This is a genomic window from Micromonospora sp. S-DT3-3-22 (assembly GCF_015354745.1).
GTDB lineage: Bacteria > Actinomycetota > Actinomycetes > Mycobacteriales > Micromonosporaceae > Micromonospora > Micromonospora wenchangensis.
Genome location: NZ_JACGMO010000115.1, coordinates 1 through 25,166, shown reverse-complemented (window position 1 = coordinate 25,166; position 25,166 = coordinate 1). Strand labels below are relative to the sequence as shown.

Sequence of the window (25,166 nt, the reverse complement as noted above, 5' to 3'; positions counted from 1 at the left end):
TGGCGGCTCGCCGTCGGCTACGGCGCGGCGCTGCTGCTCGGCGTCGCCGCCGGGTACGTGATCGGGCGGTGAGCGTCGCCGCGTTCCAGCATCGCGGCCAGCCGGCGCAGCCCCCGGTGCGCGGCCGTGCGGACCGCACCCGGCCGGCGGCCGAGCACCCGGCCGGCGGTCTCGGCGTCCAGCCCGATCACCGCCCGCAGCAGCACCGCCTCGGCCTCCCGGGGCGGCAGGGTGGCGATCAACGCCAGCGCGGACTCGGTGCCGATCGTCTCGCCGGCCCGTTCGGCGGTGTCGGCGTCGCTGGCGAGGTCGCTGAGGGCCTGGACGGGCACCGGCAGGGACGGGCGGCGACGCTGCCGGCGCAGGTGGTCCATGGCCCGGTTCCGGGCGATGGTCACCGCCCAGGCGCGGAACTCGCCGCCGGTGAACCGGGACAGGTCCCGGGCGATCTGCAGCCAGGTCTCGGAGGCCACGTCCTCGGCGTCCGGGCCGACGAGCGCGGTGAGGTAGCGCAGCAGGCCCGGCTGGAGGCTGCGGTAGAGGACCCGGAACGACTCCTCGTCGCCGGCCTGCGCCGCCGCGACCGCCCCGGTCAGGTCATCGGTCACGGCCGGGCCGCCCCGTCGACCGACCCGGGCCGGCGGCCGGCGGACATGCCGCCGCCCCGGCCCGACCAGCGGACCCCTTCGCGCACCTTCAGCCCCCCCGCTGCCCCGCTCGCACCCGACGCCGGAGGTCGGGTGACCCGTCTGGACGCCGCCGGGGAGAGTACGGCGTCGGATCTGGGCGCGGTACCGGCACCGGGACGGGCCAGAGGGGGCAACACTAGGAGCCGGAGCGGGGCGCAGGCAAGCGGTCGACCGGGCGGAAAGGGTGAGATAGATCAATCTCGCTGGCGGCGCGTCGGAGTAACGCCGATCACCGTCCGGACGCCCGCCCGCGACGCCCGTCGTCCCGATCCCGAGGTCACGACGCGCCCCCGGTGACCCCGCGTCAATCATCGGTGACCGCCCGTCAGGTCATCCCCCGCCGGGACCCGGACAGGTCGTCCCACGAAGAACCGGAAGGGATATCGGCGTCTGCCGGACGGGAGGACCCTGGGTACGGTATGGGGGTGTTGTCATCCGAGGTCGTGCTCAGCGGTCGCTACCGCCTGGACGAACGTGTCGCCACCGGCGGCATGGGCGACGTGTGGCGGGCCACCGACCTGGTTCTCGGTCGCCAGGTCGCGGTGAAGGTGCTGCTGCCGGCGCTCGTCTCGGACCCCGACTTCATCGCCCGGTTCCGCGCCGAGGCGCGGATCATGGCGGCGCTGCGTCACCCCGGCATCGTGCAGGTCTTCGACTGCGGTGAGGACCGGCTCGCCGACGGCGGCCGGGCCGACTACCTGGTCATGGAGTTCGTCGAGGGCGAACCGCTGTCGCGGCGGATCGAGTCCGCCGGCCACCTGGACGTGGCCGAGACGATGTCGGTCGTGGCGCAGGCCGCCCAGGCCCTGCACGCCGCGCACGCCGGCGGCATCGTGCACCGCGACGTCAAGCCGAGCAACCTGCTGGTGCAGGAGGACGGCACGGTGGTGCTCGTCGACTTCGGCGTCGCCCGCTCCACCAATGTGACGAGCATCACGAGCACGAACGCGGTGCCGGGCACCGCCCTCTACATGGCGCCCGAGCAGGCGTCCGGCCGGCCGGTCTCGGCCGCGACCGACATCTACGCCCTCGGCGCGGTGGCCTACTGCTGCCTGACCGGGCAACCGCCGTTCACCGGGGACAACCCGCTCCAGGTGGCCGTACGGCACCTGGACGACGAGCCGCCGGAGCTGCCCGCGGACATCCCGGCGGCGGTCCGGGCCCTGGTGGCGCGGGCCCTGGAGAAGGACCCGGCGGACCGCTTCGCCACCGGTGCCGAGATGGCCACCGCCGCCCGCGCCGCCGCCGGTGACGACACCGCCGCCGCCACCACCGCGCTGGTGACGAGACCACTGCGCGACCCGTCCGGGGCCGACGGCGTGCGGGTCGGCCCGGCGGTCACCGGGCAGACGGTGGTCGGCTCGGGGTCGCGGCGGGGCCGCCGGGGTTCCCTGGTCGGCGCGCTGGCCGCGGTGCTGGTGGCGTTGACCGCGCTCGGTGCCGCGTTGGGCGCCTCGAAGTCGCTCGACAGCGGCGTGCCGAACATCCGCAGCACCGGCCCGGCGGTGGCGCCCACCGACCGGACGGAGGTCCCGGCGGTGGTCGAGGAGACCGGCTCCGAGGAGTCGCAGCGTCCGCCCCGCCCAACCAACCAGTACGAGAAGCCGTCGCCGTCGGTCTCGGTCAGCCCGACGCCGCTGCCGAACGGCTCGTCCGTGCCGCTACCGACGAAGTCCGCGCCGCCCACCCCGTCGGAGCCGGCCACCTCCGGGCCACCCCCGACGGAGACGCCCACCACTGGGCCGCCCCAGGGTGAGCCGACGGCGACCCCGACCGAGGCGGGCGGCGGGGGCGGCACCAACCAGGCGCCCCCGGGCAGCTGACCGGTCGTCGCCGGGCACCGGGAACACCGCGGACCCCAGGAATACCAAAACGGACGTAGATCGCCATATCGCCATCTAGGCTCCCTGCAAGGACACGCTTGCAGGGAGCCCCGGGTGAACGCACAGAAGCTGGTCGTCATCGGCCAGGGATACGTCGGACTGCCACTGGCCATGCGCGCCGTCGAGGCCGGGCTGGACGTGGTCGGGTTGGACGTCGACGCCGACCGGGTCAAGCGGCTCGCCTCCGGTGAATCCTTCGTCGAGGACATCCCGGCCGACCGGCTGGGCCGGGCCCTGGCCAGCGGACGGTACCGGCCGAGCACCGAGTACCCGGACGCCGAGGGTTTCGACATCTGCGTGATCACCGTACCCACCCCGCTGCGCGACGGGGTCCCCGACCTGAGCTTCGTCGAGCAGGCCGGCACCGCCGTCGGCCCGTACGTCCGGCGCGGCTGCACGGTGGTGCTGGAGTCGACCACCTACCCGGGCACCACCGAGGAACTGCTCCGGCCGCTGCTGGAGGCGGCGAGCGGGCTGCGCAGCCCGGGTGACTTCCACCTCGGTTACAGCCCGGAGCGGATCGACCCGGGCAACCCGACGTGGCGGCTGGAGAACACCCCGAAGGTGGTGTCCGGGGTGGACGCGGCGTCGCTGGCCCGGGTGGACGGCTTCTACCGGCGGCTGGTCGAGCGGACCGTGCCGGTGGACTCGACCCGGGTGGCCGAGCTGACCAAGCTGATCGAGAACACCTTCCGGCAGGTCAACATCGCCCTGATCAACGAGCTGGCGATGGCCTCCCACCAGCTCGGCATCGACGCCTGGCAGGCCATCGAGGCCGCCTCGTCCAAGCCGTTCGGGTTCATGCCGTTCCGGCCCGGCCCGGGGGTCGGCGGGCACTGCCTGCCGATCGACCCGTGCTACCTGTCCTGGCAGGTCAAGCGCACCCTGGGCCGACCCTTCCGGTTCATCGAGCTGGCCGACGACATCAACCACCAGATGCCCGAGCACGTGGCCCAGCGGGTGATGGCCGGGTTGAACCGGATCGGCCGCCCGGTCAACGGGGCCCGGCTGCTGCTGCTCGGGCTGGCGTACAAGAAGAACACCGGTGACATGCGCGACTCGCCGGCGGTCGACGTGGCCCGCCGGTTGCAGGCGCTCGGCGCGGACGTGCACGCGGTGGAGCCGTACGCGGAACCGCAGCACATCCCGGGCGGGGTGGTGGTGGTCGACCTGACCGCGCGGGAGGTCGCGGCGGCCGACGCGGTGGTCCTGGTGACCGACCACGACAGCTTCGACTACGACCTGGTCACCCGGCACGCCCGGTACGTCTTCGACACCCGGGACCGGTGCCGGGGTGAGATGGTGGAACGGCTCTGACCGTCGCCCCGCCGTCCGACGGGGCGACGGCCGGTGGTCACTCCGCGCCGAGCGCCTCGACCACCGGGCGGGCCAGGGCGCGCCGGGCCGGCAGCACCGACGCGGCCAGCGCGGCGAGCACCGCCACGGCGAGGACCAGCCCGAGCCGGTCCCAGGGCAGCACCAGCGTGAAGCCGCCGCCGAGCCGGGCCACGAAGGCCACCGTGCCGGCGCTGACCGCGACCCCCAGCGCGGTGCCGAGCACCGCCCCGACCAGGGCGGTCAGCACCGCCTCCATGGCCAGCAGCAGGCGCATCCGCCCCCGGGACAGCCCCACGGCGCGCAGCACGGCGTTCTCCCGGGTCCGTTCCACCACCGAGAGGCTGAGCGTGTTCGCGACGCCGACCAGGGCGATCACCACGGCCAGGCCGAGCAGCGCGGTGACGAAGGCGAGCAGCATGTCCACCGTGCCGGTGAGCATCTTCTTGTAGGCCGCCTGGTCCAGCAGGTTCACCGTCGGATACCGGGCGACCACCGCCCCGACGGCGGCGCGGGCCCGTTCGGCGGACACCCCGTCGGCCGGCTCCACTTCGGCCAGCTGGCCGCGTTCGTCGGGGTAGAGCGCGGCGAAGTCGCTGTCGACCAGGTCGACGACGTGCCCGGCGGGCACCCCGGGCGACGCCGGGCCGTCGTCGGTGACCACCGCGGCCACCCGGAACGGACGCCCGGCGACGGTGACCGTCGACCCCACCCGCCAACCCCGGGCGGCGGCCAGCCCGCGGTGCACCAGCACCGACCCCGGCCCCAGGTCCGCGACGTCCCCGGCGTCGACCGCGGCGAGGGTACGCCGGACCAGCGCCGGATGGGCCGAACGCAGCTCCACGCCGTCGACGACCCGGTTGCGGTGCTCGTGCACCACCCCCACCTCGGGTCGGGCGGCCAGCTCACCGGCGAGCGGGGCGGGCAGCTCGACGCCGACGCCGGTGACCACGAAGTCGACGCCGATGCGGGCGTCGACCCCGCGTTCGACGCCCACCTTGACGCTGCCCGCGCCGACCACGAACGCCGAGACCAACCCGATGCCGATCACCAGGGCGGTGGCGGTCGCCGACACCCGGCGCGGGTTGCGGGCCGCGTTGGCCACGGCGAGCGCGGCGGTGGCCCCGAACACCGGCCGCAACGGCCGGCCGAGCAACCGGACCAGCGCCGGCACCAGCAGCGGACCGAACAGGACGATCCCGAAGAAGGACAGCACCCCGCCCACCGCGACCAGGACGATCTGCCCGACGGCGGCGGCCCCGGCCAGCGCGGCGATGCCGGCGACGCCGAACAGCGCGCCGAGGGTCAGCCGGACCCGCCCGGCGCCCCGGGCCGGGTGCCCGGCGGCGTCGGTGAGGGCGGCCACCGGCGACACCCGGGTGCCCTGCCAGGCGGGCAGCAGCGCGGACCCGACGGTGACCAGGATGCCGAGCAGCAGGCTGAGCCCGACCGTCCGGCCGGTCACCGTCAGGCCGGCGACGGACAGCGGCAGGTCGAGCCGGGGAACCAGGGCCGCCGCCCCGGCGGCCAGCCCGGCCCCGAGCCCGACCCCGAGGGCCGAGCCGGCCAGCCCGAGCACCGCCGCCTCCAGCACGGCGGCCCGGAAGACCTGCCCCCGACGGGCCCCCACCAGCCGCAGCAGCGCGGTCCGCCGGGCCCGCTGGGCGAGCACGATGGCGAAGGTGTTGGCGATGACGAACCCGGCCACCACCACCGCCACCCCGGCGAAGATGAGCAGGACCAGGCGGAACTGGTCGAGGTCGCGTACCCCGTCCTCGACGGCCTCGTCGAGGATGCGCTGCCGCGACTTCACCGTGGCGTCCCCGCCGGCCACGGCGGTCACCCGGTCGGCCAGGGCCGGCCCGGCCGTCCCGGGGCGGCGGCCACCATGATCCGGTCGTAACCCGGTCTCCCGCTGACGGCCAGCGCGTCCGCGCCGACCAGCCCGACGAACGGGCCGCCGACGTCACGCGTGCTGCCGGCCACGTCGACCGTGCCGACCAGGGTGTACGGGCGGGCCGCGCCGGTCGCGCCGCCGACGCCGACCGGGCCGCCGAGCGTGAATCCCTGCGCGGCGACCGTGGGCGCGTCGAGGACCACCTCGCCGGGACGGTCGGGCAGCCGGCCGGCGACCACGTCGTAGGAGTGCAGCGCGGGTTCGGTGGGGATCGCGGCGAGCAACCCGACGCCGGGCACCGGCCGGCCGTCGACGCCGACCACGCCGGCGAGGGCGGTCAGCTCCCCGGCCGCCGCGGTGACCCCGTCGACCGTGCCCACCCGGTCGACCAGGGACGGCGGCAGGGTGCCCCGGTCGGCGTAGACACCGAGGTCGGTGTGCCGGTCGAAGGCCCCGGCCCGCTCGTACGCCCCGGCCCGCATGCCGTCGGTGAGCATCAGCGTGCCGGCGACGAAGGCGACGCCGAGCACGATCGCCACCGAGGAGAGCAGCAGGCGCAGCACGTCGGCGCGCAGCGTACCCAGGGTCAACCGCCACATCCCGGTCACCGCCCCCACCGGCGGCGGCCGGAGCCGGCCCGGGGGCCTGCGGGGCGGCGGTCCCCGGCGGGTGGCCGGGGCGCGGGACGGACGGCGGCAGGCACGGACATGGGGACTCCCGGTCGGCGTGGTACGGGTCCCCTCCGACGCTAGGCAGCGCCCCAGCGGCCCGCGTCCACCCGTACGCGCGACCCGGCTGCGCCACAGGTCGACCCCGACCGTGGTGACCCGTACGACCCAGGTCGTACCCGGGTTCAGCCGCCCGGGGTGACCAGGCCGCTCTCGTACGCCAGGACCACCACCTGGACCCGGTCGCGGAGCTGGAGCTTGGCCAGGATCCGCCCGACGTGGGTCTTCACGGTCGCCTCGGCGACGTGCACCCGGGCGGCGATCTCGGCGTTGGCCAGCCCCTGCGCCACGAGCAGCAGGATCTCCCGTTCCCGGTCGGTGAGCTGGGCCAGTCGCGGGTCCTCGGCGGGCGCCGGGCCGAGCCGGTCGGCGAACCGGTCGAGCAGCCGACGGGTGATCGACGGGGCGACCACCGAGTCCCCCTCGGCGACCACCCGGATGGCCGCCAGCAGTTCCTCCGGCGGCACGTTCTTGAGCAGGAACCCGCTGGCCCCGGCGCGCAGCGCGGCGAACGCGTCGGCCTCGGTGTCGAACGTGGTGAGCACCAGGACCCGGGGCCGGCCGTCGGTGGAGGCCGCGCAGATCCGGCGGGTCGCCTCGACCCCGTCCATGGTCGGCATCCGCAGGTCCATCACCACCACGTCGGCCTCGACCCCGGCCAGCACCCGCAGCGCGTCCGCCCCGTCGATCGCCTCGCCGACGACGCTCAGGTCGGGTTGGGAGTCGAGCACCATCCGGAATCCGGCCCGGACCAGCGCCTGGTCGTCCACGATCACCACTCGCACCGTCATGCCGCGATCACCTCCGCCTCCGGGGTCGACGGTAGCGGCAGCCGTACCTCGACCTGCCACCCGCCACCGGTTCGGGGGCCGGCGGTGAGGCGGCCGTCGTACACGCCGACCCGCTCGCGCATCCCGACCAGGCCGTGCCCGCCGGAGGGGGCCGGCCGGGCCGGTGGCCGGCCGCGCCCGTCGTCGGTCACCCGGACCACCAGCCCGTCGTCGACGCCGAGCACGACCGTGGCGTGCGCGCCGACCCCGGCGTGCTTGAGGGTGTTGGTCAGGGCCTCCTGCACCACCCGGTAGACGGTCAGGTCGAGCCCGGGTGGCAGGGTGGCCGGCACGTCCCCGGCCCGGTACCCGACCCGCAGGCCGGCGTCGCGGAACCGGCCCACCAGCGCGGGCAGTTCGGCGACGGTGGCGCGGCGGCGTTCCGGCTCGCCGCTGGGGGTGTCCGCGCCGGGGCCGGTCGTCGTCTCCGGTGGGTCGGGCTCACGCAGCACGTCGACGAGCCGGCGCATCTCCTCCAGGGCCTGCCGGCCGGTGTCGGCCACCACCTTGACCGCGTGCCGGGCGGTGTCCGGGTCCCGGTCGAACATCAGCCGGGCCCCGTCGGCCTGCACGATCATCACCGCCATGCTGTGTGCCACGACGTCGTGCAGCTCGCGGGCGATCCGGGCGCGTTCGCCGACGACTGCGGCGCGGGCCTCGGCCTCGCGTTCCCGCTCCAGGGTGGCGGCCCGCTCCTCCAGGCTGAGCACGTAGAGGCGGCGGGTGCGGACGTTCAGCGCGGCCAGCCACACCCCGCCGGTGATCAGGCCGAAGTAGATCGCGGTGGCCCACCAGGCGGCCTGGGAGACGGTCTGCGAGGCGGCCAGCAGCACCCCGACGGCGGCGACGGCGCCGGCCAGCACGCCGTCGCGCAGCCGGTCGGCGTACTTGACCACGCTGTAGAGGGCGATGAGCACGGCGATGTCGTAGGCCAGCGGCCCCCACCCGGCGGCCACCTGGACCAACGCCAGTGCGGCGACGACCGCCGCGACCAGTGAGGGGTGTCCGCGCCGGAACAGCAGGGCCACCGCCATGCCCAGGCCGACCAGTGCCGACGGCCAGCCGCCGGGCTGGGTCCACACCCCCGGCTGGGCCGCCGTGACCAGGGTGAAGAGCACCACCAGCGCGCTGACGCAGAGGTCGAAGGCGACGCCGCGCAGCGGGCGACCGAACAGGGTACGGCTCACGGTGACCGAGCGTAGTGCCCCGTCCGGGGTGGTCGCGGCCCGTCGGCCGCGACCGGGTTCAGACCAGCGCGCGGAGCCGGGCGATCTCCACGGTCTGTTCGGTCGCCACCGCGTTGGCGAACTCGTTGAGCTGCTGGTCGGCGCCGGCGGAGAGGAGCTGGGTGGCCATGGTCACCGCGCCGGTGTGGTGGGCGGTCATCAGCTGGACGAAGAGCCGGTCGAAGGTGACGCCCCGGGCGTCGGTGAGCTGCCGGATCGCCTCGGGGGACTGCATGCCCGGCATCCGGCCGTGGTCGTGGCCGGGTTCCCCGGCGGCCAGGCCCCGGGCGTCGAGCCAGCCGCGCAGCAGCCCGATCTCCGGTCCCTGGGTGCCCCTGATCCGGGCGGCGATCGCCGTGACCTGGGCGCTGGCGGCCCGGCCGGGGGCCAGCTCGGCCATCTGGAGGGCCTGTTGGTGGTGCGGGATCATCATCCGCACGAACCAGACGTCGGGGGTGTTGTAGCGGGGCGTGCCGGGGGCGCGGACCTCCTGCGCGGGCCGGGTCGCGGCGGGCTCCCCCGGCCGGCCGGGCACGATCACTCCGGGGGCGTCGGTCGGCCCGGTCGTGGTCGACGTCGTGGTGGGGGTGGCCGCCGTCGGGGTCGGCGGCCCGTCGGGGCGCAGGGCCAGCCCGACCGGCACCAGGACGGCGGCGGCGACTGTGACGGCGAGCAGGATGCGTCCACGTCGGCCGGTCATGCGACTCCCCCTCCGATCGAGGTCGCCGCGATCGTATCCATTCACCGCGACTGATTGATGTGACGCAGATCACATCAACTCTCATCACTGGCCGGTAAGGTTCCTGGTACGCATCGTCCCCTTTCGAAGGGTTCCGCCGATGATCAGGTTCTCCCTGCCCCGACCACGGCAGCTGAAGATCGTCAGCGTGGTCGCCGCCGGCCTGCTGGTGGCGAGCGTCGCCACCAGCCCGGCGGGCAACGCCGCACCGGCCACCGCGACGGAGGGCGGGACGCCGGCGGCCCCCGGCCTCGCCGTCGACGAGATCTCCAGCAGCCCCAACCTGCGCCAGGTCGCCAACCTGCCCAAGCAGGCGCCGTTCGACACCACCAGCGCGCTCGGCACCGACATGGCCTTCCAGGGCCGGTACGCCTTCGTCGGCAACTACAACGGCTTCGTCATCTACGACATCGCCCGGCCCAGCGCCCCGAAGATCGTGTCTCAGGTGCTCTGCCCCGGCTCGCAGAACGACATCTCCGTCTACGGCGACCTGCTCTTCCTCTCCACCGACTCGTCCCGCACCGACGACTCGTGCGCCAGTGCGACCCAGCCGGCGACGGTGAAGGAGTCCTGGGAGGGCATCAAGGTCTTCGACATCAGCGACAAGGCCAACCCGCGCTACATCAAGTCGGTGGAGACCGCCTGCGGCTCGCACACCCACACCCTCGTCCCGGGCAAGGACCGCAGGACGGTCTACCTGTACGTGTCGTCGTACAGCCCCCGGGCGGACTTCCCCGACTGCCAGCCGCCGCACGACTCCATCTCGATCGTGAAGGTCCCGGTGCACAAGCCCACCGAGGCGGCCGTGGTGGCCACCCCGAACCTCTTCCCCGACGGCGGATACGAGGGCATCCCCGGGCAGACCTCGGCCACCACCGGCTGCCACGACATCACCGCCTACCCGGCCAAGGACCTGGCCGCCGGCGCCTGCATGGGTGACGGCGTGCTGCTGGACATCCGCAACCGGGAGGCGCCCCGGGTGATCAACCGGGTCCGGGACACGGTCAACTTCGCGTTCTGGCACTCGGCGACGTTCAACAACGCCGGGACCAAGGTGGTGTTCACCGACGAGCTCGGCGGCGGCGGCGCGGCCACCTGCAACGAGGTCGTCGGCCCGAACCGGGGCGCGGACGCCGTCTACGACATCACCGGTCGCGGCGACGCCCGCACGATGGTCTTCCGCAGCTACTACAAGATCCCCCGCACCAACGCCGACACCGAGAACTGTGTGGCCCACAACGGATCGCTGATCCCCGTCCTCGGCAAGGACGTCATGGTGCAGGCCTGGTACCAGGGCGGGGTGTCGGTCTGGGACTTCACCGACTCGACCCGGCCGAAGGAGATCGGCTTCTGGGAGCGCGGGCCGCTGTCGGACACCCAGCTCACCACCGGCGGCGCCTGGTCGACGTACTACTACAACGGGTACATCTACTCCAGCGACATCCAGAAGGGCCTGGACGTGCTGAAGCTCAACGACTGGCGGACCTGGACGGCCGACCTGGTCCGGGTGCCCGAGCTGAACGTGCAGACCCAGGCCGGCTACCTGAGCTGGTAGACCCGACCGGCGACGGCCCGGCCCCCGCACGTGGGGGTCGGGCCGTCCGTCGTTCCGGGGTCAGCGGATCGGCAGCCGGTAGCGGCGCTCCTGCCCGCCACCGGCCACGGTGACCAGCCGGACCTCACCGTCCCGCAGCCCGTACGTCACCGACCAGCGGGTGTGGACCTGCCGGACCTGGCCCAGCAGCCGCAGCGCCGCCGTCGGGTCGACCCGGCCGTCGGCCGCGTCCAGCGCCGCCGCGAGGACGCCGTAGCGGTGGTCGCGGCGACGCTGCTGCTCGGGTACGTCGACCACCGGCACGTTGGTCAGCGCCTGCCACCGCCCCTGCCCCCGCTGCACCCGCATCGTCCCGTCGACGAACTCGACCACCGCCGACCGGCCGCCCGCGTCGGCGAGCAGGTAGTGCAGCGGCGGCCCGCCGTCGAAGTCGAGGTTGTGCCGGCCGAACAGCGCCACCGCCTCGTCCACCGTGGCCGCCCGGTCCAGCACCAGCCGCAGGATGCGTACCGAGCCGACCGTGGGCCGGCCCGGCACCGGCTTCGCCGTCGCGGTGTCGTCGGCGGCCAGCCCGACGGCCAGCCCCCGCTCGTTCATCCCGTCGAAGGGCAGCAGCGGCGCGTCGAGCAGCCGGCGGTCACCGGTCGGGTCCGGGCCCACCCCCAGGTAGGACAGGTCGACCAGGGAGACCGAGGCGTACCCCTCGGGGGGATCGGTGCGCAGCACCATCGCCGGATTGGCGTCCCAGTCGAAGTTGCGGGCGAACAGCGGTCGGGCCGGGTCGCCGGAGGCGACGAACAGGGAGCAGCCGAACGGGCCGGTGTCCGGCCGGGCGTCGGTGCCCACCGTCGGGTCGTAGCCGCCGACGTAGGTCATCTCGTAGAGCGGCAGGTCGTCGACCTTGCGCAGGCTGTCCAGCGTACGCCGGGCCTGCTCCGGGTCCTGCCGGGAGGCCAGCGGTGGGCTCGCGGACGGCGACGCCGGGCCGGGCCGGGCCGGGCCCGTCGGGGTGGCCGGGGCACAGCCGGTGGCGACGAGCAACAGGGCCAGTCCGGCCCCCAGCAGCATCCTGCGCATATCCCCTGAACGCTAGGGCAGCCGTCCGCCGATGTCCACCGTGGCCGTACGCGCGGGCGGCGCGGCGGAACCCGGCCCGGACCGGCACGGGATCGCCGGGCGGGCAGTTGCGGCCAAGCGGCGTCGGAGCCGGGCCGGCTGTGCGAGGATCGTGCGCCGTGACACCTGCCGGCGGGACACCGCCCGTACCGACCGAGCGGCCCCGCAGGCCGCGGCTGCACCCGCTGGACCGGGTGGCGATCGGGCTGGCCCTGCTGGGCCTCGGCGCGGTGGTCACCGGCCTGCTCCCCCGGGCCGACGCCGAGGCGACCCTGCACCGCATCCTGCCGCTGCTGCTCTTCCTCGGCGCGGTGGTGGTGCTCGCCGAACTGACCGCCGTCGCCGGGGTGTTCGACGTGCTGGCCACCCGGCTGGCGATCACCGCCCGGGGCAGCTTCGCCGGCCTGTTCCTGCTCTGCGTCGGGTTCGCCTCGCTCACCACCATCGCCCTCAACCTGGACACCACGGCGGTCCTGCTCACCCCGGTGATGATCGCGCTGGCCCGCAAGCTGGACGTCGCCCCGGGGCCGCTGGCGATGACCACCGTCTGGCTGGCCAACACCGCCAGCCTGCTGCTGCCCGTGTCGAACCTGACCAACCTGCTCGCCGCCGACCGGATCGCCCTGGCCCCGGCGGCGTACGCGGCCCGGATGGCGTTACCGCAGGTCGCGGCGATCGGGGTGACCATGGCGGGGTTGTGGCTGTGGTACTGGCGGCGGGGCAAACGCGACGTCGACCGGTTCACCCCTCCCCCGCCGCACCGGCCGGCCGACCGGCTGCTGTTCGGTACGGCGGTCGCCGGCTGCCTGCTGCTCGTCGCCGGCATCCTGGTCGGGGTGGAGATCGGTGTCGCCGCCGCCGTCGCCGCCGGGCTGGTGGTGGCCGGCTTCGCGGTCCGGTCCCGGCGGACCCTGCGCCCGGCGCTGCTGCCCTGGCGGCTGCTGGTCTTCGTGACCGGCCTGTTCCTGGTGGTGCAGACCCTCGGCCGGCACGGGCTGGACGACCTGGTGTCCGTGCTGCTCGGCGACGCCGGTGGCACGGTGGGGGCGCTGCGCGCCGGGGGCACCGGGGCGCTGCTGGCCAACCTGGTCAACAACCTGCCCGCCTACCTGGCCGGGGAGGCGGTGCTGCCACCCGGCGACGGGACCCGGCTGCTGGCGCTGCTGATCGGCACCAACGTGGGCCCGCTGGCGGTGCCCTGGGCATCGCTGGCGACCCTGCTGTGGTACGAGCGGTGCCGGGCCGCCGGGGTGACCGTACCGCTGGGCCGGTTCGTGGCGACCAGCGCGGTGGTCGCGGTGCTCGGCACCCTCGCCGCGGTGCTCGCCCTGCTGGCCGCCGGCTGACCCGACGGCGGGACCGTCAACCGGCCGGTCGTTCAGATCCCCATCTCGGCCTCGTACGCCGAACGCAGCCGGGCACGGGCCGCCGGGGCCAGGCAGACGTGCCAGGCGGGGCCCTCGTCGATGACGTTCAGCTCACCGGCGGCCTGCCGGGCCAGCAGGATCTCGGCCAGCACGTCCCGCGCGCCGAACCGGGCGTACCAGGCCAGTTCCACGTCCACCGCCCAGCCGAGGCAGTGGCCGCTGGGCAGCATGGCCGGCCGGCCGAGCCGGCGCAGCCGGTACTGGTGTTCGGTGCTGTGGGCCAGGCTGGTCACCCACAGCGGCGGGGTGCCGGGCGGGGCGGACCGGGCGAACTCCCGGGCCAGGTCGTTGAGGAGCGCGACGACCTCCCGGCGGGTCCGGCGGAACGGCACCCCGGCGGTGGGCGGGGCGGCCTCGGGCAGCAGCCGGCCCCGGACGGCGCGTACGCCCCGGCCCAGGACGCCGGCCGGCTGTTCCCGGTAGCGGAAGCCGAGCAGGCCACGGCGACGCAGCCATTCCAGGTCGATCAGGTCGGGGTGCGTGTCGACCTGCTCGTCGGTCGCCAGCACCGTCGTGTCCCGCCACCACATCAGGTCGATGCGGGAGAGCAGGTAGATCCGGACCAGCGCGGTCAGGTCGGGGCCCGGGTCGGGCCGGTCGGGCTGGTGCCGGGCCAGTTCCAGCAGCAGGGTCTCCCGGGCGCCCAGCACCCCCTGCTCGGTGGCGTCGAGCACGTCGGCGACGGCCGGCTCGCGCAGCCGCTGGTCGAGCAGCACCTGACGGGCGGCGGTGCCGGCGGTCCCGGCGAGCGCGCCGACCTCGACCAGCAACTCGGCGACCGCCTGCCGGTAGGCGTCGAGGTCGGGGGCGGCCGGCCGCACGGAACGGGCCGGGACGGGCGTCCGCCGGGCCGGGGCGGGCGGGGTGACGCCGGGTTGGGGGCCGGGGCTTCGGCTGGGCACGCGCATGGTCGGTCCTCTTCCGGTGCGACACGGTGCGGATGAACCTGAGGGCACCGTAACCGTGGTGAACCGGTGGAGACCGAGCATTCCTCCCATGACCCCCGAAGGGCGACACGCGGCCGGCGGCGTCGCCCGGTCCCACGCCGGCCGGGGCCGGTGCGGGACCGCGACCGGGCCGCCCGTCGACGCGCGACGGGCGGCCCGGGGCGGACGGGTCAGCGCAGGGTGCAGGCCGTCCCGTTCACCGCGAACCCGGTCGGGGTCGCGTTGGTGCCGCTGTAGGTGGCGTTGAAGCCGAGGTTGACCGAGCCGTTCGGCGCGACCGCGCCGTTGTAGCTCTCGTTGGTCACCGTGACCTCGCTGCCGCTCTGGCTGAACCGGCCCGACCAGCCCTGGCTGATCTGCTGGTTGCCGGTGAACCGGAAGGTCAACCGCCACGACGACCAGGCCGCCGCGCTGGTGTTGGCCAGCGTGACGCTGCCGGTGAAGCCGGTGCTCCAGCTGTTCGCCGAGTACGTCACCGCGCACCCGCCGGACGGCGGGGGCGTGGTCGTCGGCGGCGGAGGCGTGGTGGTCGGCGGCGGCAGGGTCGGCGTCGGGGTGGTCGTCGGCGTCGGGGTCGGGGTCACCGTCGGCGTCGGCGTCGGGTTCGGGCCGGTGCCGGTACCGGCCTGCTCGGCCGCCCAGTGCACCAGCCAGGCCAGCGCCGCGTTCCAGTTGATCGCCACCTCGTTGACCGAGTACGCCCCGATGTCGTCGACGAAGCACTTCTGCGGCTTGCAGCCACCGAGTTGGGCCTGCACGACCGGGTCCTGCAACTCGCTGTTCGGGCCGCCGGAGAGCGAGCCGGGCGGCGCGATGGGCAGCGAGCCGTCGTTCTGGTTGGCCCAGAACCGGTGGTGCAGGTTGCGTACCGGCTTGTCCCCGTAGCCGGCCACGTAGGACTGGTTGAGCGGGTTACGGCCGAGCAGGTAGTCGTAGGCGGCGAAGGCCCCGTTGCGGTAGCGGGCCGTGCCGGTCAGGTCGAAGGCCACAGCGAGCACGTTGGCGTTGTTGGCGACCGCGCCGTTGGAACCCCAGTAGTACGTGCCGTTGCCGCTGCCCGGGGCCGGGTAGCCCTGGTTGGCGATCTGGGCGAGCATCCGGTCGGCGAAGGAGACGATCGCCGAGCGGATCGCGCTCACGTCGCCGCTGGCCAGGCCGGTCGGCACCAGCGCCAGGGTGGTGTCACCCAGCCCGGCCGTCCAACTCCAGTCGTACGCGCCCCGGGTGAAGCTCGCGCCGCGGGCGTGCGGGGAGCCGCTCAGGTCGTTGCGGTAGCCGGCCGTGCCGGTGGTGGCGTACAACTCCGCCGCCGCCCAGTAGAACTCGTCGGTGACGGTGTTGTCCTCGTACGCGCCGCCGCCGGTGTTGTCGGTGGCGGGGGCGAGCCGGTTCGGGTTGGCCTTCGCCGCGGCGTACGCCTTCTCGGCGGCGGCCAGGGCCCGGGAGGCGAAGGCGGCGTCGAACGGCTTCCACAGCCGGGACGCCTGGGCGGCCACCGCCGCCATGTTGAGGGTGGCGGCGGTGCTCACCGGGGAGAGCAGCCGGGGCTCGCTGTCCAGCTCGGGACGGGTGGGCAGGGCGGTCCAGTTCTGGTCGTGGATCTTGTGGTGGACCATGCCGGCGTTGGTCCGGCCGTCCGGCACCTGCATCTTGAGCAGGAACTCCAACTCCCAACGGGCCTCGTCGAGCACGTCCGGCACCCCGTTGGACCGCTCGGGGATGGCCAGCGTGCCGTCGGCGACGGCGGACCGGTCCGCTCCGCTCACGTACAGCGTGCGCTCGTAGATGTTCTGTAGCTGCCAGGTGGCCAGGCCGCCGTTGACCACGTACTTGCCCTGGTCACCGGCGTCGTACCAGCCGCCGCGCACGTCCAGGGTGTAGCCGCAGGAGGTGCGGCACGGCACGTTGTTGTCCCCCCGGTTGGGGGCGACGTTGACGTGCCCGGCCGGGCGGGCGTAGCGGGAACCGACGTACTGGGCGTCGATCGGGGTGCCGCTGCGCTGGTGGTAGAAGAACACCAGCGAGTCGCCGCGCAGCCGGCGTACCGGATCGGCGGAGATGTCGAACGGGTAGCTGTTGCTCCCGCCGACCGACAGCACGTAGCCGGTGCCGGGGGTGTCGTAGGCCGAGAAGTCCGCGATGTGCACCGGGTCGCCGGAGAGCGTGTCGGTGCCCCGTACCGTGGTCTGCCCGGAGGCCACCGTGGCGCCGCCGGCGTTGCGCAGCGTCCAGCCGAGCGGGGAGGTCGCGGAGTTCACGACGGTGGCCTGCTTGGGCAGCCCCGGCACGTAGGCGACCTGGTTGACCTTGACCGGTGAGCCGGGGTCGGGGGCGGCGGCGGCGAGCTGCGGCACGGCCGCGAGCCCGCCGAGGGCGAGCAGGGCGGCAGCCGCGAGCGCGACCGGACGCCGTCGGGGATGCTGGGGCATGGGGCCTCTTCCGGTGGTGATGGCATTGACCATCCGACCGGGCTCCAGCGCAGCAGTGATCCGCCGGGCGGTCGGACAGACCGTCGACGGGAGCGCTCCGCCCACCATAGACCACCGTCAGTCCGCCGGAAAGCCGCCGCCCAACGACCGGACGGTCCGGGTGTCGCCGTCGTAGCTGCGCGCCGCCACCAGGCGACCCGCCGGCCGCTCCCCGCCGACCAGGGCGCGGGCGAGCCGCCGGTCGCGGTCGCGGAAGCGCAGCGCGAGGCTCAGGTGCGGTACCCAGTTCCCCGGGGCGTGCCAGGGCCGCTGCCCGTCCGCGCCGTCCAGCGCCGCCCAGACGGCGTCGTGCAGGGCGGTCAGCGCCGCGCTCGGCCTGACCAGCCACACCAGCGGGGCGCTGCCGTCGAGCACCGTCACCCGCTCCAGGGTGACCGGCAGCGGCAACGCGGTGGCGAACAGGGCGGCGAGCCGGTCGGCCGCGTCGGGCGGGAACGCCTCGACGGCGGCCAGCGTCAGGTGCGGCCGGTTCGTCGGGTGGCCGTGCCGGGCCAGGCTGGGCAGCCCCGCCGCGGCCAGCCGGTCCCAGGCGGCCCGCACCGTCCGCTCCAGCGTCGGGCAGCAGAGCAGTTCCACCGTACGCACGCCCGTCAGGCTATCCGGCGGGCGGGTGCGACTGTGCCGGTCGGCACGGTGGGGCCGGTCGGCGGCGCGGCCCCACCGGGGTGATGGAAAACTTTGGCTATGAGTTCCGCACCCACACCGACCGACCTCTCCGCTCCCGACGACTCCGACGGCGGGCCCGCCTTCGTTGATCTCGGGCTGCGCGCCGAGTTGCTGGGCGCCCTCGCCGCGCTCGGCTACGAGGAGCCGACCCCGATCCAGCGGGAGGCGATCCCCCTGCTGCTGTCGGGACGGGACCTGCTCGGGCAGGCGGCCACCGGTACGGGCAAGACCGCCGCGTTCGCCCTGCCGCTGTTGCAGCGGATGCCGGAGGACCGTCAGGGCGGCGACCCGGTGTCGCTGGTGCTGGTGCCCACCCGGGAACTGGCCGTGCAGGTCTCCGAGGCGTTCCACCGGTACGGCAAGGATCTCGGTGCCCGGGTGCTGCCGATCTACGGCGGCCAGCCGATCGGCCGCCAACTGCGCGCCCTGGACCTGGGCGTGGACGTGGTGGTGGCGACCCCGGGCCGGGCGCTGGACCACATCGCCCGGGGCACCCTGCGGTTGGGTTCGCTGGCCACGGTGGTGCTGGACGAGGCCGACGAGATGCTCGACATGGGCTTCGCCGAGGACATCGAGGCGATCCTGGAGCACGCGCCCGCGCAGCGGCAGACGGTGCTCTTCTCGGCCACCATGCCGGCCCGGATCGACGGGCTGGCCCGCCAGCACCTGACCGACCCGGAGCGCATCCAGATCGGGCGGGAGCAGCCGGTGGCCGGCGAGGCGCCCCGGGTACGGCAGAGCGCCTACATCGTGACCCGGGCGCACAAGCCGGCGCTGCTGGGCCGGGTGCTGGACGTGGAGTCCCCGACGGCGGCGATCGTCTTCTGCCGCAGCCGGGAGGAGGTCGACCGGCTCACCGAGACGATGAACGGGCGGGGCTACCGGGCCGAGGCGCTGCACGGCGGGATGAGCCAGGAGCAGCGGGACCGGGTGATGGGGCGGCTGCGTGCCGGCACCGCCGACCTGCTGGTGGCCACCGACGTGGCGGCCCGGGGCCTGGACGTCGAGCAGCTCACCCACGTGGTCAACTACGACGTGCCGTCCGCGCCGGAGTCGTACGTGCACCGGATCGGGCGGGTGGGTCGGGCCGGCCGGGAGGGGGTGGCGATCACCCTGGCCGAGCCCCGGGAGCACCGGATGCTCAAGACCATCGAGCGGGTCACCGGCCAGCGGATCACCATCGACAAGATCCCGACGGTGGCCGACCTGCGCACCCGACGGCTGGCGCTGACCCAGGCGGCGCTGCGGGAGAGCCTGCTGGAGGACGACCTGGACCCGTTCCGGGTGATCGTCGAGTCGCTGTCGGACGAGTTCGACCTGATGGAGGTGGCGCTGGCGGCGGTCAAGCTGGCCCACGAGGCGGCCCTGCCGGGCTCCGACGACGAGGAGGAGATCCCGCAGGTGGCGGTCCGTCCGCCCCGGGAGCCCCGGCCCGGGTTCGACGGCCGGGGCGGGGAGCGGCGTGGCGGCGGTGCCGGCCGGCCCCGCACGGGCGGCACCGCGCAGGTCTTCATCGGCCTGGGCCGCCGGGCCGGGGTCCGCCCGCAGGACCTGGTCGGCGCGATCACCGGGGAGACCCGGGTGAGCGGCCGGGACATCGGCTCGATCGAGATCGCCGACCGGTTCTCGCTGGTGGAGGTGCCGCAGGGCGTCGCCGACGAGGTGATCGCCGGGCTGCGCAACAGCACCATCAAGGGCCGCAAGGCGACCGTACGGCGCGACCGCGGCGGCGACGGGCGCTGAACCGGACGCGACACCGGCCCGCCTCCCCGTGCGGGGTGCGGGCCGGTCGCGGCGGTTCAGAGCGGGTACGGCCCGAACCGGCCCCAGGCGACGAGCGCCGCCAGGACCAGCAGCACCACGGTCACCACGGTGCCGGGGTGTTCCTTGGCGCGGGCGTGCACCACGATCGCGCCGGCCATCACGATGACCAGCCCGACGGCGGCCAGCGGGGTGAGCACCGTGGCGATGCCGGTGAGGCCGGGCAGGACCAGCCCCAGCGCGGCCAGCAGCTCGGCCGCGCCGAGCGCCTTGACCTGGACGGGCGGGACGTTCCTCACCCACCCCATCCGGTCGAGCAGCTTCTCCTTGGGTTGGGTGAGCTTGGTCAGTCCCGCGCCGGCGAAGATCGCGGCGAGCAGGATCTGCACGATCCAGAGGAACACGTTCACGGGTGGTCGCCTCCGAGGGGTGCCACCGGACGGTGGCGGATGCGGGAAACGGGAAGGGTCCAGGCTACGGGGCCGGAGCGGCCCCCGACGCCGGGCGGGACATCGGGGGCCGTGGGGTGGATTCCGGTCAGGCGGCGCCGACCGGTCGACCGCCGAGCGTGTCCGCGTCGATCTCGGCCGGGCGCAGCGCCAGGGCGAGCACGTCGGCCACGTCGGCCAGGGTGTGCACGGTCAGCGCCGCGCGCACCTCGGCGGGCAGGTCGTCGAGGTCCGGCTCGTTGCGGGCCGGGATGATCACTTCGGTCAGGCCGGCCCGGTGCGCGGCGAGCAGCTTCTGCTTCACCCCGCCGATGGGCAGCACCCGCCCGGACAGCGTCACCTCGCCGGTCATCCCGAACTCGGGTCGTACCGGCCGGCCGGTCACCAGGGAGGCCAGCGCGGTGACCATGGTGATGCCGGCGCTCGGGCCGTCCTTGGGCACCGCACCCGCAGGCACGTGCAGGTGGATGCGGCGTCCGGCCAGGACGTTCGGGTCGAGGCCGTACCGCCGCCCGTTGGCGCGCAGGTAGGACAGCGCGATGTGGGCGGACTCCTTCATCACGTCGCCGAGCTGCCCGGTGAGGGTCAGCCCCGGCTCACCGTCCATGCTGGTGGCCTCGATGAACAGCACGTCGCCGCCGGCGCCGGTGACGGCCAGGCCGGTGGCCACGCCGGGCACCGCCGTCCGCTCGGCCGACTCCGGGGTGAACTTCGGCCGGCCCAGGTAGCGGGCCAGATTGTCGGTGTCGACCCGGACCGGGGTCGGGTCGGCGGCCAGGGCCACGGCGACCTTGCGCAGGATCTTCGCCAGGGCCCGTTCGAGCTGCCGGACGCCCGCCTCCCTGGTGTGCTCACCGGCGATCAGCGCCAGCACCCCGTCGGTGACGGTCACCTCGTCGGCGGTCAGGCCGGCCCGCTGGAGCTGCCGGGGCAGCAGGTGGTCGCGGGCGATGGCGACCTTCTCGTCCTCGGTGTACCCGTCCAGGGTGACCAGTTCCATCCGGTCCAGCAGCGGGCCGGGGATGGTCTCCACCACGTTGGCGGTGGCCAGGAAGAGCACGTCGGACAGGTCGAGGTCGACTTCGAGGTAGTGGTCGCGGAAGGTGTGGTTCTGGGCCGGGTCGAGCACCTCCAGCAGGGCGGCGGCCGGGTCTCCGGCGTATCCGACGGCGAGCTTGTCGACCTCGTCGAGGAGCACCACCGGGTTCATCGAGCCGGCCTCGCGCAGCGCGCGGACGATCCGGCCGGGCAGCGCGCCGACGTAGGTGCGCCGGTGCCCACGGATCTCGGCCTCGTCGCGGACGCCGCCGAGGGAGACCCGGACGAAGTTACGACCCAACGCCCGGGCCACCGACTCGCCGAGGCTGGTCTTGCCGACGCCGGGCGGGCCGGCGAGGGCCAGCACCGCGCCGGAGCCGCGTCCGCCGACCACCCCGAGGTTGCGCTCGGCGCGCCGGTTGCGCACCGCGAGGTACTCCAGGATGCGGTCCTTGACGTCGGCCAGGCCGGCGTGGTCGGCGTCGAGCACCGCCCGCGCCGCCGTCAGGTCGGTGTTGTCCTCGGTACGGGTGCTCCACGGCATCTCCAACACCGTGTCCAGCCAGGTCCTGATCCAGCCCGCCTCGGGTGAGGCGTCGCTGGCCCGTTCCAGCTTGCCGACCTCGCGCAGCGCCGCCTCGCGGACCTTGTCCGGCAGGTCGGCGGACTCCACCCGGGAGCGGTAGTCGGCGGAGCCGTCCGGCTCGTCCTCGCCGAGTTCCTTGCGGATCGCGGCGAGCTGCTGGCGGAGCAGGAACTCCCGCTGGGACTTCTCCAGCCCCTCCCGGACGTCGCTGTTGATCTGCTCGGTGACCTCCTGCTCGGCCAGGTGCTCCTTCACCCAGCCGACGAGCAGTTCCAGCCGGGCGGTGACGTCCGGCGCGGCGAGCAGCTCGGTCTTCTGCGCCAGGCTGAGCCACGGCGCGTAGCCGGCGGCGTCGGCCAGTTCGGACAGGTCGGTCATCCGCTCCATCGCGTCGATGACCTGCCAGGCGCCCCGCTGCTGGAGGACGGAGGTCATCAGGGCGCGGTACTCGCGGGCCAGGTCGCGGGCGCGGCCGGCGGGGGCGGGTTCGTCGAGCCGGGTGGCCTCCACCCAGAGGGCCGCGCCGGGTCCGGGGACGCCGGAGCCGATCCGGGCGCGGGCGAGGCCACGCACCACGGCGGCGGGTTCACCGTCGGGAAGACGGCCCACCTTCTCGATGGTGGCGATCGTGCCGACGGGGCCGTACTCGCCGTCGATGCGGGGGACGGCGAGCAGGGTCTTGTCGCCGCTGGCCCGGGCGGCGTCGACGGCGGCCTGGGTGGTCGGGTCGAGGGTCACCGGGATGACCATGCCGGGCAGCAGGACGACGTCGGTCAGGGGAAGTACCGGAAGGGTTGCCATCGAACACCTGCCATCACTTGAGGTTGAGCGTGTCTCACTCAAGTCACAAACCGTGCCCCGTGTTCCGACCTGTGACCCAGGACACATCCCAGCCGCACCGCCACCGCCGGCCAGCATTGGCCGTACCCGGATTTCCCAGGATTGGCGCGACCCGCCAAATGAAAGAGAGGCATATTGTTGCGGATTTGCCGTCAGATACGTCAAACTCTTAGCACACCCCGATCACCACAGGGAGTAATGGCGATGGCAAGGAAAGTAATCACCGTTCTGACCGACGACCTCGACGGCGGAAAGGCCGATCGGACCGTCGAGTTCAGCCTGGATGGGGCGGCGTACACCATCGACCTCTCCGACGAGAACGCGGGGGTGCTGCGCAAGGCGCTCGACGCCTACATCACCGCTGGCCGTCGAATGGGCCGAGGTGCCGTCGAGGCCGGTCGCCCGGCCCGCCGCCCCGCCCGGCCCGGCGTCTCGGGAATGGATCGCGAGCAGAACCGCGCCATCCGGGAATGGGCGACCAAGAACGGACACGAAATCTCCGAGCGCGGGCGCATCCCGGTCTCGGTCGTGGAGGCGTGGAAGAACCGCTGACGGCGGGCCGGATCACGAACGGACACGCCGGGGTCACGCTGGGATATCAGCGTGACCCCGGCGTTTTCGTCCGTGTCCACAGTTTCCACCCGGCGACCCCGCACCGAAAACATCTGCCGGTACGCTGCCCGTCCCCGGGCGCACCCGGCGGACACGGAACTGCGGGCCACCCCGGAGGTTCCCGGGATGGCCCGCAGTCGTCGCCGATCGGGTCAGTTGACCCGGATGCGCACCACGTCGAAGGCGGGGGTCTGGTTGGCCCGCTCCATCATCGGCACCCGGTGCGAGCCGTCGCCGGCCCAGACCGCGCACTGCGCCGTACCCGACTGCGGCAGACCCGGGATCTGGATGGTCACGTCGTCGGCCTGGTTGCCGCCCTTGCCGTCCTCGGTGGCCACGAAGAACGCCGGCACGTCCTGCGGGTTCGAGGGCGCCTGGTTGGTGTTCTGGAGCATCCGGCAGGCGGTGTGGAAGTGACCACGGGTCAGGCCCTGCCCGTTGAGCACCGAACTCTCCAGGTAGTAGCCGCCCTGGCCGGCCGCCAGGAACCGGTCACGGACCAGGTTGCGGGTGGAGACCTTCAGGGTGAAGGCCTGGTTGCGCTGCACCTGGTTGGGGAACTGGGTGATCAGCAGCGACGGGTTGTTGGCCGCCGCGCCCACCTCGCCGAACGCGGTGCTCACGCACCGGTTGCCGTTCTGGAAGCCGTCGTGCGGCTGCAACCGGCTGTTGGCGCAGTCCTTCGCCAGCACGCCCAGGGCGTTGCCGTTGTTGCCGTTGTTGCCGCCGTTGTTGTTCTGGCCGCCGTTGTTCCCGTTCTGGCCGCCGTTGTTGCCGTTGTTGCCGCCGTTGTTGTTCTGGCCGCCGTTGTTCCCGTTCTGGCCGCCGTTGTTGCCGCCGTTGTTGGCGGCCACCTGGCAGCCGGCGAGCTGCTCCAGGCCCTGCGGGCGCTGGGCGAAGCGACCGATCGCGGTGGCGATCCGGTTCAGCGCCGACCGGCGCTTGTCGGCCAGCGGGCCGAGGATGGCGTTGTTGATGAACGCCTGACCGTTGCGCCCCTCGGCCGCCAACCGCTTGTTGGCGTCGTCGATCTGGGTCTTGAGCAGGGCGAGTTCCCTGTCCACCTCGGCCTTGGCCTGGGCCGGGATCTGCGGCAGCCGGGGCGTGACCTCCGGGCAGGCCACCGTCGAGGCGAGGGTGGTCACCGGCGCGTTGCCGGCCTTGACGGCCTGGCACTCGGCGACGGACATCTGCCCGTCACCCCAGTGGTTGCGGACCCACCGGCCGTTCTGCCACGTCTGGGTGGTGCTGCCGCGCCCGCTCGGCGAGGTGGCACCGGGGCTCGGTGCGACGCAGGCCGACGAGACGTTGCGGGTCTGCTGCCTCGGCTTGTCCCCGGCCGAGGAGATCTGGGTGACGGCGGCGATACCGCCGAAGACGACGAGCGCACCGACCGCCGCCAGCAGCCGCTTGCTCCGCGCGTTACCGGATGACCGGCGTGCCCCTGTGGACCTGCGCATCGAATTGCTCTCCTTCTCGATCCGGTACCTGACTCGCGCCCCCGACGAGGAGACCCTTTCCGGGTCGGTCACCCCCGCCGGAGACACTGCGACGTTCCGGTCGCACGTCGATGGCCGACGATGCCTTTCCGCACCGTCCGCCGCGTCGGGTGGCGCGGCTGGGAAGATCCTGTCCATTCCCGCTTAGGTACGGGCCGGCATCGGCGAAGGTTCAACGCGGATCGAGGAATCCCGGACCGTTTTCCGGGCGGGCCACAATGTCACCAACCGTCGCCGGAAAATGACGCCGGGTCGTTCGGCGGCGGGTCAGTCCACGCAGAGGTGATCGAACGCGAACGGGGCGCCCAACTCGTCACGCCGGTCCCGCAGGGCGCGGATCTGCCGACGCAACTCGTCCCGGTCGAGCAGGGCCGGTTCCTCGTTCTCCCCCCCGGCCAGCCGGTCGCCCACCGCCACCGCCGCGAGATCCTCGGCCAGCCGGCCCGGGTCCACCCCGCAGCTCAGCCGCGCCTCGTGCACCGTGACCCGCTCCACCAGGCAGCGGCCGGGACGCACCTCGACCCAGCTCCACCCCTCGGCCGTCCCGTCGTGCCAGCACACGTGCAACCCGCGCACGATCGGGTCACTGAGCCGCCGCGACACGTACGCCTCGACGGCCGCCGCCCGGGACAGCGCGCCGAGGTCGTTGACCGGCCCGGTACGCCCGTCCGGCAGCCGCCCGACGATGTCCCGGAAGCCCACCGGGGCGTCGTCCGACCCGTCCGGGGCGGCCCCGGCGGCGTAGGCGCGCGCGTCGATGACGTACGTGACGATGCGCCGGCCGTGCCCGGCGGCCCGCAGCGTCGGCGAGCCGATCCGCAGCACCGGCAGGCCCACGGCGGCGCACACCGCGG

19 protein-coding genes and 1 pseudogene are annotated in these 25,166 nt (G+C 74.1%); 6 read left to right on the top strand and 14 right to left on the bottom strand.

The genetic code is table 11. The annotated features are described in order from the left end of the window. Positions 1 to 17: 17 nt before the first annotated feature. Positions 18 to 608, bottom strand: a complete 591-nt coding sequence (locus H1A17_RS26705) for an RNA polymerase sigma factor (RefSeq protein ID WP_194823168.1) — start codon at positions 606 to 608, stop codon at positions 18 to 20. 500 nt (positions 609 to 1,108) lie between these two features. Here H1A17_RS26705 and H1A17_RS26700 point away from each other — a divergent pair, with 500 nt between their 5' ends. Beyond that, positions 1,109 to 2,512: a serine/threonine-protein kinase gene (locus H1A17_RS26700; RefSeq protein ID WP_194823167.1), complete on the top strand. Its 1,404-nt coding sequence runs from the start codon at positions 1,109 to 1,111 to the stop codon at positions 2,510 to 2,512. A 114-nt stretch (positions 2,513 to 2,626) separates the two neighbouring features. Then, the gene (locus H1A17_RS26695; RefSeq protein WP_145919845.1) at positions 2,627 to 3,889 is read left to right on the top strand and encodes a nucleotide sugar dehydrogenase; all 1,263 of its coding nucleotides are present in this window, start codon (positions 2,627 to 2,629) and stop codon (positions 3,887 to 3,889) included. A gap of 37 nt (positions 3,890 to 3,926) precedes the next feature. On the opposite strand, the gene H1A17_RS26690 is transcribed toward H1A17_RS26695, so the two are convergent. From H1A17_RS26690 to H1A17_RS26675, 5 genes are all read right to left on the bottom strand, one after another. Next, positions 3,927 to 5,741, bottom strand: coding sequence for an FtsX-like permease family protein (locus tag H1A17_RS26690; protein ID WP_309236876.1), 1,815 nt, complete (start codon positions 5,739 to 5,741; stop codon positions 3,927 to 3,929). Positions 5,742 to 5,746: 5 nt separating this feature from the next. Further along, on the bottom strand, positions 5,747 to 6,403 hold the full coding sequence (locus H1A17_RS34785; RefSeq protein WP_375372836.1) for an ABC transporter permease: 657 nt from the start codon (positions 6,401 to 6,403) through the stop codon (positions 5,747 to 5,749). A 254-nt stretch (positions 6,404 to 6,657) separates the two neighbouring features. Further along, positions 6,658 to 7,323, bottom strand: a complete 666-nt coding sequence (locus H1A17_RS26685) for a response regulator transcription factor (protein ID WP_145919844.1) — start codon at positions 7,321 to 7,323, stop codon at positions 6,658 to 6,660. Continuing rightward, entirely contained in the window at positions 7,320 to 8,549 is a 1,230-nt protein-coding gene (locus tag H1A17_RS26680; RefSeq protein WP_145919843.1) for a sensor histidine kinase, read from the bottom strand. The genes H1A17_RS26685 and H1A17_RS26680 overlap by 4 nt, the downstream gene beginning before the upstream one ends. Positions 8,550 to 8,607: 58 nt before the next feature. Continuing rightward, positions 8,608 to 9,288 carry a DUF305 domain-containing protein gene (locus H1A17_RS26675; RefSeq protein WP_194823166.1) on the bottom strand — a complete coding sequence of 227 codons (681 nt, stop codon included), beginning with the start codon at positions 9,286 to 9,288 and terminating at the stop codon, positions 8,608 to 8,610. Between the two features lie 139 nt (positions 9,289 to 9,427). Here H1A17_RS26675 and H1A17_RS26670 point away from each other — a divergent pair, with 139 nt between their 5' ends. After that, positions 9,428 to 10,882 carry an LVIVD repeat-containing protein gene (locus H1A17_RS26670; protein ID WP_145919841.1) on the top strand — a complete coding sequence of 485 codons (1,455 nt, stop codon included), beginning with the start codon at positions 9,428 to 9,430 and terminating at the stop codon, positions 10,880 to 10,882. 60 nt (positions 10,883 to 10,942) lie between these two features. Here the strand turns inward: H1A17_RS26670 and H1A17_RS26665 are convergent, their stop codons facing one another. Further along, on the bottom strand, positions 10,943 to 11,959 hold the full coding sequence (locus tag H1A17_RS26665) for a linear amide C-N hydrolase (RefSeq protein ID WP_194823165.1): 1,017 nt from the start codon (positions 11,957 to 11,959) through the stop codon (positions 10,943 to 10,945). A 158-nt stretch (positions 11,960 to 12,117) separates the two neighbouring features. Here H1A17_RS26665 and H1A17_RS26660 point away from each other — a divergent pair, with 158 nt between their 5' ends. Further along, positions 12,118 to 13,344, top strand: coding sequence for an SLC13 family permease (locus tag H1A17_RS26660; protein WP_309236875.1), 1,227 nt, complete (start codon positions 12,118 to 12,120; stop codon positions 13,342 to 13,344). Between the two features lie 32 nt (positions 13,345 to 13,376). Here the strand turns inward: H1A17_RS26660 and H1A17_RS26655 are convergent, their stop codons facing one another. The 3 genes from H1A17_RS26655 to H1A17_RS26645 all read right to left on the bottom strand — a co-directional run bounded on the left by H1A17_RS26655 (position 13,377) and on the right by H1A17_RS26645 (position 17,446). Then, positions 13,377 to 14,333: a hypothetical protein gene (locus H1A17_RS26655; protein ID WP_145919839.1), complete on the bottom strand. Its 957-nt coding sequence runs from the start codon at positions 14,331 to 14,333 to the stop codon at positions 13,377 to 13,379. A gap of 209 nt (positions 14,334 to 14,542) precedes the next feature. Further along, complete coding sequence (locus H1A17_RS26650) at positions 14,543 to 16,801, bottom strand: glycoside hydrolase family 9 protein (RefSeq protein ID WP_194823164.1); 2,259 nt, start codon at positions 16,799 to 16,801, stop codon at positions 14,543 to 14,545. Positions 16,802 to 16,918: 117 nt separating this feature from the next. Next, positions 16,919 to 17,446 carry a 2'-5' RNA ligase family protein gene (locus tag H1A17_RS26645; protein WP_145919837.1) on the bottom strand — a complete coding sequence of 176 codons (528 nt, stop codon included), beginning with the start codon at positions 17,444 to 17,446 and terminating at the stop codon, positions 16,919 to 16,921. A 99-nt stretch (positions 17,447 to 17,545) separates the two neighbouring features. On the opposite strand from H1A17_RS26645, the gene H1A17_RS26640 reads away from it, so the two are divergent. After that, positions 17,546 to 19,270 (top strand): DEAD/DEAH box helicase, encoded by a 1,725-nt coding sequence (locus H1A17_RS26640; protein ID WP_145919836.1) that lies wholly within the window; start codon positions 17,546 to 17,548, stop codon positions 19,268 to 19,270. Positions 19,271 to 19,326: 56 nt separating this feature from the next. On the opposite strand, the gene H1A17_RS26635 is transcribed toward H1A17_RS26640, so the two are convergent. Both H1A17_RS26635 and lon read right to left on the bottom strand, forming a co-directional pair. Further along, positions 19,327 to 19,698 carry a DoxX family protein gene (locus tag H1A17_RS26635; protein WP_145919835.1) on the bottom strand — a complete coding sequence of 124 codons (372 nt, stop codon included), beginning with the start codon at positions 19,696 to 19,698 and terminating at the stop codon, positions 19,327 to 19,329. A gap of 127 nt (positions 19,699 to 19,825) precedes the next feature. Next, on the bottom strand, positions 19,826 to 22,162 hold the full coding sequence (gene lon, locus H1A17_RS26630; RefSeq protein ID WP_145919834.1) for an endopeptidase La: 2,337 nt from the start codon (positions 22,160 to 22,162) through the stop codon (positions 19,826 to 19,828). A gap of 243 nt (positions 22,163 to 22,405) precedes the next feature. Here lon and H1A17_RS26625 point away from each other — a divergent pair, with 243 nt between their 5' ends. Further along, entirely contained in the window at positions 22,406 to 22,753 is a 348-nt protein-coding gene (locus tag H1A17_RS26625) for an Lsr2 family protein (RefSeq protein ID WP_145922814.1), read from the top strand. Positions 22,754 to 22,965: 212 nt separating this feature from the next. Here H1A17_RS26625 and H1A17_RS26620 read toward each other — a convergent pair whose 3' ends face one another. Both H1A17_RS26620 and H1A17_RS26615 read right to left on the bottom strand, forming a co-directional pair. Next, the gene (locus tag H1A17_RS26620; protein ID WP_168222490.1) at positions 22,966 to 24,273 is read right to left on the bottom strand and encodes a hypothetical protein; all 1,308 of its coding nucleotides are present in this window, start codon (positions 24,271 to 24,273) and stop codon (positions 22,966 to 22,968) included. Positions 24,274 to 24,579: 306 nt separating this feature from the next. Further along, positions 24,580 to 25,166: pseudogene (locus H1A17_RS26615) on the bottom strand (hypothetical protein); the annotation flags it as partial.

Excerpts from the sequence above, each read along its gene's own strand:
- H1A17_RS26700 (WP_194823167.1), top strand. The coding sequence starts at position 1,109 with ATGGGGGTGTTGTCATCCGAGGTCGTGCTCAGCGGTCGCTACCGCCTG.
- H1A17_RS34785 (WP_375372836.1), bottom strand. The coding sequence starts at position 6,403 with ATGTGGCGGTTGACCCTGGGTACGCTGCGCGCCGACGTGCTGCGCCTG.
- H1A17_RS26685 (WP_145919844.1), bottom strand. The coding sequence starts at position 7,323 with ATGACGGTGCGAGTGGTGATCGTGGACGACCAGGCGCTGGTCCGGGCC.
- H1A17_RS26675 (WP_194823166.1), bottom strand. The coding sequence starts at position 9,288 with ATGACCGGCCGACGTGGACGCATCCTGCTCGCCGTCACAGTCGCCGCC.
- H1A17_RS26670 (WP_145919841.1), top strand. The coding sequence starts at position 9,428 with ATGATCAGGTTCTCCCTGCCCCGACCACGGCAGCTGAAGATCGTCAGC.
- H1A17_RS26665 (WP_194823165.1), bottom strand. The coding sequence starts at position 11,959 with ATGCGCAGGATGCTGCTGGGGGCCGGACTGGCCCTGTTGCTCGTCGCC.
- H1A17_RS26655 (WP_145919839.1), bottom strand. The coding sequence starts at position 14,333 with ATGCGCGTGCCCAGCCGAAGCCCCGGCCCCCAACCCGGCGTCACCCCG.
- H1A17_RS26650 (WP_194823164.1), bottom strand. The coding sequence starts at position 16,801 with ATGCCCCAGCATCCCCGACGGCGTCCGGTCGCGCTCGCGGCTGCCGCC.
- H1A17_RS26640 (WP_145919836.1), top strand. The coding sequence starts at position 17,546 with ATGAGTTCCGCACCCACACCGACCGACCTCTCCGCTCCCGACGACTCC.
- lon (WP_145919834.1), bottom strand. The coding sequence starts at position 22,162 with ATGGCAACCCTTCCGGTACTTCCCCTGACCGACGTCGTCCTGCTGCCC.
- H1A17_RS26625 (WP_145922814.1), top strand. The coding sequence starts at position 22,406 with ATGGCAAGGAAAGTAATCACCGTTCTGACCGACGACCTCGACGGCGGA.
- H1A17_RS26620 (WP_168222490.1), bottom strand. The coding sequence starts at position 24,273 with ATGCGCAGGTCCACAGGGGCACGCCGGTCATCCGGTAACGCGCGGAGC.